The organism is Fusibacter sp., from assembly GCF_057447755.1.
On the sequence record NZ_JBVBZF010000152.1, the window covers coordinates 1 to 8,073 of the forward strand.

Sequence of the window (8,073 nt, forward strand, 5' to 3'; positions counted from 1 at the left end):
AATACAGTCCACCACAACATCATCATAATCTATGGTCTTGCCAAGCTTTTTCACACCGCTGATGTCATTTATGGTTTCCACAGGTATATTTAAATGTTTTACGATTTCAAAATTATGATTTGCATGTTCTGATAATTTCTTGTGATTGCCTATCATGAAGATCTTTACCTGGTATGATTCATTATGCAAATGTCTCGCACAGACCAAACCATCACCACCGTTGTTACCCATACCCGCAATAATAATGACCTTACTGTGGGGATTGATATGTTTTTTAACTTCTTCGGCCAATGCTATCCCAGCGTTCTCCATTAGAACCATATAGGGTATTTGGTACTTTTCAACCGCTTTTAAATCTATAGCCCTAATATCTTTTTCAACTGCAATTTTCATGATTTCACGCCTCCCCAACAGCAATGACAAATGCTATAGCGTTCTCATTTGAATGTGAAATGGACACCATGAGGGTCTCAATCCCTTTTTCAAATGCAACCTTTTGAGCACCATTATATAAATTGACATAAGGATGTCCCAATTCATCCCTAAGCACTTCAATATCTAATAGGTTAAAGCCCCTAACACCCGTTCCAAACGCCTTTGAAACCGCTTCTTTTGCAGCGAAATTACCTGCAATCGTTTCTGCCTTCATATGTTTTTCTTCAAACATTTGGTTTTCATTGGCTGTAAAAAAACGTTTTAAAAACTTGGGCTTCTCTTCTATAATTTTCTTAAATCGTCCTATTTCAACGATATCCACACCATTACCCTTAATAATCATATCCACACTCATTCTATTTTTTCTAACAATGTTTCATTATACGCCTTTCACTTTTTCCCGTCAATAACCTTAAGCGTAAAAAAGTCAGCATGTCTGTGGCCTATTTCTACCCCAAAACTGCTGACTTTAAATTAGTATTTTCCAATAACATGAATATGCGTGCCCTTTAAAAGGGGTTGAATTTGGTCTTTGAGTCTGTTCATTTCTTCAGTGCTATATGCCGTGTAAGCTTGATTGACCAATTGCTTGGTGTTGTACTCATACTGCTGCAGGGTATAGCGCTTGGCACCATTTATTAAGGTTGCCATTTCCACCAAATCGCCAACCTCATGAAATTCCTTCATCAAGGTCGTTCTAAATTCGTGGTCAATGCCACTTGTGACGATGATGTCAATTGATCTGAACAGCGTTTCCTTGTCAAAACTTGAAAGACCTGATGTGGTATCGTATTTTGTAGGCGCATTCTTTAAGTCCATGGCAATGTAATCCACTAGTTTGTGACCAATGATCTTCTCAAGCCATTCAGGATTGCTGCCATTGGTATCAATTTTGATCTTTAAATTCATTTTGCGAATTTCTTCCAACAAGGGCATAATGTCTTCATTTAAGGAAGGCTCTCCCCCTGATATGACAACCCCGTCAATTAAACCCCTTCTTTTTTCAAGGTGTTCAAGCCATGCCTCTGCATCAATTCGGCTATCCCTACTTGCAACTAAATCGCCATTGTGACAAAAAGGGCATTTGAAATTACAGGTTCCAAAATAGGCGACACTAGAAATCAAATCAGGGTAATCGATAAATGAGGTTTTAAGAAAACTTTCGAATTTTATGTGTTTTAGTGACATAAGGACTCCTTCTAAACCGCTACTTTTATGAAACTAACTTGCATACAACAATTATGTATCTTTTAATAATTATACAATACATAACAATTATATATCATTTTCAACATAAATTTCCAAGTATTTTTTAAAAATTAGAAAAAGTAACCCTCTCATCAAACTCTGATTGCTTGCCATCATTCCACGAACTAATAGGTCTATGGTAGCCTACAACCCTTGACCAGACCTCAGTCTGTTTTCCGCACGTCGGACATGTGTGATTTTCTCCAGCAATATATTTGTGATCTTCACAGATACTGAAGGTCGGGGTAATTGTAAAATAAGGTAGTTTATAATTGCGTGTTACCTTTTGAAGAATCAACTTAACGGTCTCTATAGAATGAATTTTTTCCGGAATAAAGCCATGGAAAACTGTACCACCTGTATATCGTGTTTGTAGATCATCTTGATAGTCAAGCGCTTCGAACAAGTCTGTGGTGAAACCCACTGGAAGCTGTGTTGAATTTGTATAGTAGGGCACATCGCCACCGGCTGTTACTATGTTAGGGTACAATTCTTTATCTGCCTTCGCAAAACGGTATGCCGCACCTTCTGCTGGACTTGCTTCAAGATTGTATAAATGACCTGTTTCCATCTGAAATCTAATGAGGACATCATTCATATGGTCTAAAATGGCCCTTGCCATTTCTCTCCCCTGAGGGGTCACTATGCTATCAGTGCCATTTGTAAAGTTCTGAATACACTCATTCATGCCATTAGGTCCAATTGTGGCAAAGTGGTTGTGCCAATATTCCCCATAATTTTCATATACATCTTCAAGGTAATGTCTTGAATAAGGATACAAACCGCGTTTCATATTTTCTTCAAGTACCTTGCGCTTTGCTTCAAGTGAATCTTTGGCAATCTCCATGAGACGTTCCACTCTATTGAGCAATTCCTCATAGGTCTTTGACAAATAGCCAATTCGGCCCATATTTACAGTGACAACGCCAATTGAACCCGTTTTGGGATTTGCGCCAAATAAACCGCCGCCCCTCTTGATGAGTTCTTTATTGTCGAGTCTGAGTCTACAACACATACTGCGAACATCTTCAGGATTGAGGTCAGAATTTACAAAATTACTGAAGTAAGGCGTGCCATATTTCGCAGTCATTTCCATAATACTGTCCGTCACTTCGTTGTCCCATTCCCATTCATCTGTAATGTTATAGGTTGGGATTGGGAAGGTGAAAATTCTGCCCTTGGCATCCCCCTCCATCATAACCTCACAGAAGGCTTTGTTGATCATATCCATTTCAGGTTGAAAATCACCATATACTTGATCATACAAGTGCTTTCCACCAATAATTATAGGCATTTCTTTATGTGTTGATGGCACCTCTTTATCCATTGTAATGTTGAAAAAAGGCGTTTGAAAGCCCACACGTGTGGCAATATTCATATTAAAGACAAAGGTCTTCATTGCATGCTTAACATCAGTATAGCTAAGCTTATCTATTCTAACAAAAGGGGCCAATAGGGTATCAAAATTGGATACGGCTTGGGCGCCTGCTGCTTCTCCTTGAACAGTGTATATAAAATTAACCAATTGCAAAAGCGCTGTATCGAAATGCTTTGCAGGTGCGGATTCCACTTTTCCTGGAACGCCACCAAAGCCCTTTAGCAACAAGTCTTCAAGACTCCATCCGCAGCAATAAGTGGAAAGCAAGCCCAAATCATGGATGTGGATAGAGCCCTCTTCATGTGACTCTTTAACCGTTTCGGTATAGACATTATGTAGCCAAAATGCCTTAGACGCCTTTGAAATAATATGATTATTAAGGCCTTGCAAAGAATAGCTCATATTTGAATTTTCCCTAATCAGCCAATCATTTTGACCGATATAGTCACCAAATAGAGACAGAATATCCATTGCAGTCTTTTTATTTTCGCGCTGTTTCTTATGTTCAAAACGGTACTTAATATAGCTCTTTGCCGTTTCGTATTCCCCCATTTTCATCAACACATTCTCAACTGCATCTTGAATAGATTCAACTTTTGGATATGTCAACGATTGATTTTCCTCTAAGTAAAGCAAAACATAATCGGTTACAACCTCAGATAATTTTAAGAGGTCTTTCCTAAGTCTAGAAGGTTTTGTTGCCACCAAAGCTTTAAATATGGCCTCCTCTATCTTATGTCGATCAAACGTTTTTAATTCACCATTTCTCTTTTCTATCATCGAATACAAAATATCGCCCCCCACTAGCAAAACTAAGGCTTTAAGCATTTTAGAGTGTCCATATGCTGTGCCTACACAATCTATTATACACAATATATAGGTGGTTATAAGGTTTTTTTGATGTTTTTTTGAAAATGAGACTTTAGGCGGATTTTTAAATTTTCTCTTGACTTTTAGGCGTTTTGGGGAATAGTCATTCCCTAAAAACTATGCTAAAATCATAGGTATAAACAGGAGGCTTGTATGAAAATATATGACGCAATACACACAGCAATTCAAGCGCATAAAGATCAGATTAGAAAATTAGATCAAGACATTTACGTGGCACATCCACTTGAAGTCGGCATGATTTTGGCAAAATATGGCATGTCAGACGAAGTCATATGTGCTGGTATCTTACATGATACTGTAGAAGATACGGATATGACACTTGATATGATCGAATCCCAATTTGGTCCCTTGGTAAGAACCTATGTCAACTATTGCTCTGAAAATGATAAAAGCTTAACCTGGAGAGAACGGAAAGAACATTACTTGGCACAGATCCAAGAGGCCCCAATAGATGTTCTCTTTATCGTATGTGTGGACAAGCTCACCAACATCACAAGCATCTACCGCAACCTAGACAACCTGGGAAGTGAACTGTGGGATAATTTCAATGCTGGCTTTGAATCGCAAAAGTGGTACTATTCAGAAATTCTGGATAGACTACACCCCATAAGCTACCATCCGCTTTACAAGCAGCTTAACCACTATGTTTCACTAGTCTTTTACAATCAGATTTAGTTTATCATACTAACCGCTTTTCTCAGGTTAGAAAACGCTTGCTCAAAGTATTAACGATATATCATAAAAAAACGAGAGACTCAATATTATATATTGTATCTCTCGTTGCTTTTTATTTAGATCTTCAAATATTATAATTCAAAGCCCAGTGATTTAACCAAGTCTATATCCTGCTCAACAGTATTGCCAACTGTGGTCAGATAATTTCCGGTAAGTGCGCCGTTAACACCACCTTTAAAACCTGCTTTGACCAAGTTGCCAAGCAGGGCTCTCCCACCTGCAAACCTAATCTCTGCATCTGGCAGAATCAGCCTAAAAATTGCCATAAGCCTCATTAAACGCTGTGGTGAAGGCATAAGGTTCAATGCCATTGGTGTTCCCTTTATGGGCATTAGAAAATTAATGGGCACAGATTTGATATTTAAAGCTTTTAGTTCAAATGCCATGTCAATTCGATCTTCATCCGTCTCATCAATGCCAAAGATACCACCTGAGCACACCTTCATGCCGGCATTCTGACAGTTCTTAATGGTCTCTATGCGTTCTTCATACGAATGCGTCGTACAAATATCTGCATAGTGGGCTCTAGAAGTCTCAAGATTATGGTGGTAAGTGGTAACGCCAGCGGCCTTTAAGGTGACTGCTTGCTCGTATGTCAGCATACCATGAGATGCACAGAGTTCAAGCTCGGTATTGGCCTTAAGCATTTCATAGGCCTCAACAAGCCAAGACAAATCCGCTTCATGGAGTTCACGACCACTTGTTACAATTGAAAATCTATGCACACCTTGTTTTTCAAGAGTTTTAGCTGTTTCTAAAATCGCATCCAAGGACATTTTTTCATAGGTTTCAACCCCTGTTTCATAATGTATGGACTGTGCGCAAAATTTGCAATCCTCTGAACAGCGCCCACTTTTACCGTTGACAATAGAGCAAAGCGCCAACTTGTTACCTGCACATGCCATTCTGATTCGATTGGCAGTTTCCAATAGGGTTTCAAGTGGTATTGTTTCATCAAGCAAGCTTAGTGCTTCACTTCTGCTTAAGTGTTGGCCCTTAAGGATTTTTTCTTCAAACTGTTTCAACATAGCTATGCCTTTTTTACATAATGTGCAAAGCCAGCATCTCTAAGTCTTGGGAGCACCAATACAGACGATGAGGCAATAATGATCGACTTGATAATATCTGGCACAATAAATGGTAAAAAGCCTGCATTTAATGCGCTCATTGCTGTAAAGCCAGTTTTACCAAGGTATAGCTTGATAATCATATACAGATAAGGCACACCAATGAGATATACGAAGAACAATCCCAATAAAACGGCACCTAAAATTTTAACAAAAGTAATGTTTTTCATGCGCTCTGTTAAATAACCGATTGTAAATGTACAAACAAAATAACCAATTAAATAGCCAAATGTTGGATTAAAAATATATGTGATGCCACCACCATTTGCAAAAATTGGAATACCAATTAAGCCCATCGTAATGTAAACCACTTGTGACAAACCACCTCTTCTTGCGCCTAAAAAGACACCTGCGTAAGCACAAAAGAAGAATTGAAATGTAAACGGTACTGCTCCAATGTTTATTTTTAAAAATGCACCAACTGCTGTTAAGGCAGCAAATAACGAAATTAAAATCATATCTCTTGTTTTCATAATATCCCTCACATTATATTTAGTTGACAATCCGTCTGTTAATCTTTCAGTCATTTATAAGCATTTGTTATACGGAATTGCTTACAAGGCGGTTCTGAAAGGGCTTTTAACTCTAAATCTATTTTAAGGGCTAGCCGAACGTTTGTCAACTTTAAATTAATAAAGGTTTACAATTGTCTATATACATAATACGTAAAACAACAACATTTGAGGTCAAAACCTTGTTTGGCCTCATCTAACCGCTTTTCGCAAGTTGGTGAGTCTTTCTCAAAGCTGGATGAGAACGAATGATATATAAAAAAAAGCTCCTTCAGTTTCACACTGAAAGAGCGTATCATAGCATTAATCCATCAGGATCAATGAAGCCTGCATTTATATAATTGGGGGGAATAAATGCAAGTTAAAAGAAATTTAGTCATTAACTATCAACGGTCATAATATATCAAATCCACAAAATACCGTCAATAGATATCCTGTTAACATTCGGTAAAGTCCCATTAACAATTGGTAATGCTTGATTAACAAAAATTAATAGTTCTATTATCATTAAATTTAATTACATCAAATTTGCGTACTCGAGTGCAATATCGGCACCGAGTCTTGCATTGTTATAAACCAGTTGAATGTTGGATTCCAAGGAATCTCCACCTGTTAATTCTTTTACCTTTGCCAATAGGAATGGGGTAGATTCCTTACCCTTGATCCCCTTCTCGTCCGCTTCTTTAAGCGCTGACTCAATGGCATTGTTTATGGTATCAAAATCCATCTGGAAGGCTTCAGGAATCGGATTGGCGATAACGACCCCGCCCTTAAGACCCAAGGTCCATTTTGCATTTAATGACTCTGCAATGGTCTTGGCATCATCTACCCTATAGTCAACTTTGAAACCGCTTTTTCTTGTGTAAAATGCAGGAAGTTCCTCTGTTTGGAAGCCAATCACTGGAACGCCAAGGGTTTCAAGATACTCCAAGGTCAAACCAATATCCAAAATCGATTTTGCGCCTGCACAAACAACTGCCACACTGGTTTGGCTAAGCTCTGTAAGGTCTGCTGATATGTCAAAGGTCTCTTGTGCATTTCTGTGAACGCCACCTATGCCACCTGTAACAAACACTTTAATACCTGCTAAATCTGCACAAATCATCGTTGCAGCAACTGTGGTTGCACCATCTTTTCCCATGGCAACTATAAAGGGTAAATCTCTACGCGACACCTTGGCAACATCCTTTGCATTTCCCAAGTACTCTAGTTCGTCATCTGTCAGGCCCACTTTAATTCTGCCTTTTAAAATAGCGATTGTTGCAGGCACAACCCCCTTTTCACGAATGATGGTTTCTACATTTCTAGCCGTTTCCACATTTTGAGGATATGGCATACCGTGGGATATAATTGTGGATTCAAGTGCAACAACTGGTTTACCTTCAGATAAGGCTTTTGCAACCTCTGGGTGTATATCAATTTTATTTTTAAACATATTAAGACATCCTTTCATTTATAATTTGCCTTATGAGGGCTTCATTAAGTGACTTTGAAACAGTTTCATTTTGTTCTATATTATGTGCTGAACAACTCATGGCAAATTTAAGAGATTCTCTGAAGGTCAATTGCTTTATTTCAGAAAAAATCATACCTGCCATAAAAGCATCCCCCGCACCTGTGGTGTTGAGAATGTGCGTTTCTGGTGTGCTCAACTGAATAATTTCATGGCCATCTCTTCCTACAACGCCATTTGGGCCTAAGCTTATGGCAATTTTATGTGAGGGAAGGTTTTTTATGATCTGTTTAA

At 38.4% G+C, this 8,073-nt stretch carries 9 protein-coding genes; 1 reads left to right on the forward strand and 8 read right to left on the reverse strand.

Annotation, left to right across the window (positions count from 1 at the left end):
• The 4 genes from AC220I_RS14475 to AC220I_RS14490 form a co-directional block, all read right to left on the reverse strand.
• A partial coding sequence (locus AC220I_RS14475; RefSeq protein ID WP_486724563.1) for an NAD(P)H-hydrate epimerase occupies positions 1–393 on the reverse strand: 393 nt, incomplete at its 3' end.
• A 4-nt stretch (positions 394–397) separates the two neighbouring features.
• Positions 398–775 carry a holo-ACP synthase gene (acpS, locus tag AC220I_RS14480; RefSeq protein WP_486724570.1) on the reverse strand — a complete coding sequence of 126 codons (378 nt, stop codon included), beginning with the start codon at positions 773–775 and terminating at the stop codon, positions 398–400.
• A 134-nt stretch (positions 776–909) separates the two neighbouring features.
• Positions 910–1,623, reverse strand: coding sequence for an anaerobic ribonucleoside-triphosphate reductase activating protein (locus AC220I_RS14485; protein WP_486724564.1), 714 nt, complete (start codon positions 1,621–1,623; stop codon positions 910–912).
• A 124-nt stretch (positions 1,624–1,747) separates the two neighbouring features.
• On the reverse strand, positions 1,748–3,841 hold the full coding sequence (locus AC220I_RS14490; protein WP_486724571.1) for a ribonucleoside triphosphate reductase: 2,094 nt from the start codon (positions 3,839–3,841) through the stop codon (positions 1,748–1,750).
• 243 nt (positions 3,842–4,084) lie between these two features.
• Between AC220I_RS14490 and AC220I_RS14495 the strand changes: the two genes are divergently transcribed.
• Complete coding sequence (locus AC220I_RS14495) at positions 4,085–4,627, forward strand: HD domain-containing protein (protein WP_486724565.1); 543 nt, start codon at positions 4,085–4,087, stop codon at positions 4,625–4,627.
• Between the two features lie 131 nt (positions 4,628–4,758).
• Here the strand turns inward: AC220I_RS14495 and bioB are convergent, their stop codons facing one another.
• The 4 genes from bioB to AC220I_RS14515 form a co-directional block, all read right to left on the reverse strand.
• Positions 4,759–5,715, reverse strand: a complete 957-nt coding sequence (gene bioB, locus AC220I_RS14500) for a biotin synthase BioB (RefSeq protein ID WP_486724566.1) — start codon at positions 5,713–5,715, stop codon at positions 4,759–4,761.
• Between the two features lie 2 nt (positions 5,716–5,717).
• Complete coding sequence (locus AC220I_RS14505; RefSeq protein ID WP_486724567.1) at positions 5,718–6,287, reverse strand: biotin transporter BioY; 570 nt, start codon at positions 6,285–6,287, stop codon at positions 5,718–5,720.
• 556 nt (positions 6,288–6,843) lie between these two features.
• Positions 6,844–7,761 carry a pseudouridine-5'-phosphate glycosidase gene (locus AC220I_RS14510; protein WP_486724568.1) on the reverse strand — a complete coding sequence of 306 codons (918 nt, stop codon included), beginning with the start codon at positions 7,759–7,761 and terminating at the stop codon, positions 6,844–6,846.
• 1 nt (position 7,762) lies between these two features.
• Positions 7,763–8,073 (reverse strand): PfkB family carbohydrate kinase (locus tag AC220I_RS14515; RefSeq protein WP_486724569.1); only part of this gene is annotated, 311 nt, incomplete at its 5' end.

Coding starts and splice junctions, on each gene's coding strand:
- AC220I_RS14485 (WP_486724564.1), bottom strand. CDS start 1,623: ATGTCACTAAAACACATAAAATTCGAAAGTTTTCTTAAAACCTCATTT.
- AC220I_RS14490 (WP_486724571.1), bottom strand. CDS start 3,841: ATGATAGAAAAGAGAAATGGTGAATTAAAAACGTTTGATCGACATAAG.
- AC220I_RS14495 (WP_486724565.1), top strand. CDS start 4,085: ATGAAAATATATGACGCAATACACACAGCAATTCAAGCGCATAAAGAT.
- bioB (WP_486724566.1), bottom strand. CDS start 5,715: ATGTTGAAACAGTTTGAAGAAAAAATCCTTAAGGGCCAACACTTAAGC.
- AC220I_RS14505 (WP_486724567.1), bottom strand. CDS start 6,287: ATGAAAACAAGAGATATGATTTTAATTTCGTTATTTGCTGCCTTAACA.
- AC220I_RS14510 (WP_486724568.1), bottom strand. CDS start 7,761: ATGTTTAAAAATAAAATTGATATACACCCAGAGGTTGCAAAAGCCTTA.